This is a genomic window from Mesorhizobium montanum, from assembly GCF_033977145.1.
GTDB lineage: Bacteria > Pseudomonadota > Alphaproteobacteria > Rhizobiales > Rhizobiaceae > Mesorhizobium > Mesorhizobium montanum.
In genome coordinates this window covers 1-985 of record NZ_JAVIJF010000068.1, presented here as the reverse complement: position 1 = coordinate 985, position 985 = coordinate 1, and the positions used below count along the sequence as shown (strand labels likewise).

Here is a 985-nt window from a genome sequence, read left to right as displayed (position 1 = left end):
GGACGGAGACCTCGCAGACGAGGGCGTGGAGGACTGCATCTGCGTGGTGAGCCAATCCCAAGCTCCCTCGAACGGAGTATGCGGAGCTGAGGAAAACTCTTGAAACGAGCTGGCCTGCTGGGCGCCTGCGAAGGCCGAGGACGAGCTAGGCTGCGCAAGGTCTTTTTGAATGAGGTTTCGCAGCTGGTTCCAAGACGGGTCGGCTGGAGGCAGGGGGATAGGCGACAAGGAAGCGGTTTGCGCCGCGGCTTTGTGTGCGCGGCCTTCATCCTGGCGCCAACCCGCCTGCCCGTTGGCGGCCAAGTGCAGGACCTCGTTTGCTGCGGACATCTGTCGAAATCTCTGAAAGAAGCTCCACGCGCTGCGGAACGCACGTGATTCGTTCTTCTTGTACTCTTCGACCGCACGGTCCAGCACCGCAGGTTCAATCCGGGCAACACCCTTACCAAAGTTCTCAGTGAGCCAATCATTGAAACGCAGCAAAACAGGTCGATAATTCCTAATCGTTCGCCCGTAATATCCTTTGCTGGCGGCTTCGTTACAGGCAGCCTCAATCACTCTGGTGTCTTCGGTGACAGGACGATGGTCTTTAACTGTCACCCGCTGCTCGGCCTTGGTCTGCCGGAGCCTTCTCAACGCTGGTGTTATACGCCAGGCCTCGCGGCCCGCATAGGCTTTCGCCAGCGCGTCCAACTCCGGACTTTCAAGCCGGTCGGCGATTTGCGTCCCGTGGTTCTGCGCAAGCCATTTGCTGAACTTACGCAGCGCCACGATGTCGGTCTTGACCGTGTGTGAGTTTATTTTGTCGGCGGTAGCTTTTGCCTCGTAGGTGGCAAAGAGTTCCTCATCGTCCCTGCTACTAGTACCTCTGCACAGGGATTATGACTCTTTGGCGGTGGGCCTTGGATAGGCTTTGGCCAATTTGAGGCGCGCCTGTTCGGTCGAGAACATCCAATTGATGCGCGCGCCGCTGGCGTTTCGCTGG

Annotated in this window: 1 protein-coding gene; it reads right to left on the bottom strand. The window is 58.4% G+C overall.

Annotation, left to right across the window (positions count from 1 at the left end; all coding sequences use genetic code 11):
- On the bottom strand, positions 1-771 hold a 771-nt coding region (locus RFM68_RS33495), incomplete at its 3' end, for a hypothetical protein (RefSeq protein ID WP_430695013.1).
- Positions 772-985 lie beyond the last annotated feature (214 nt).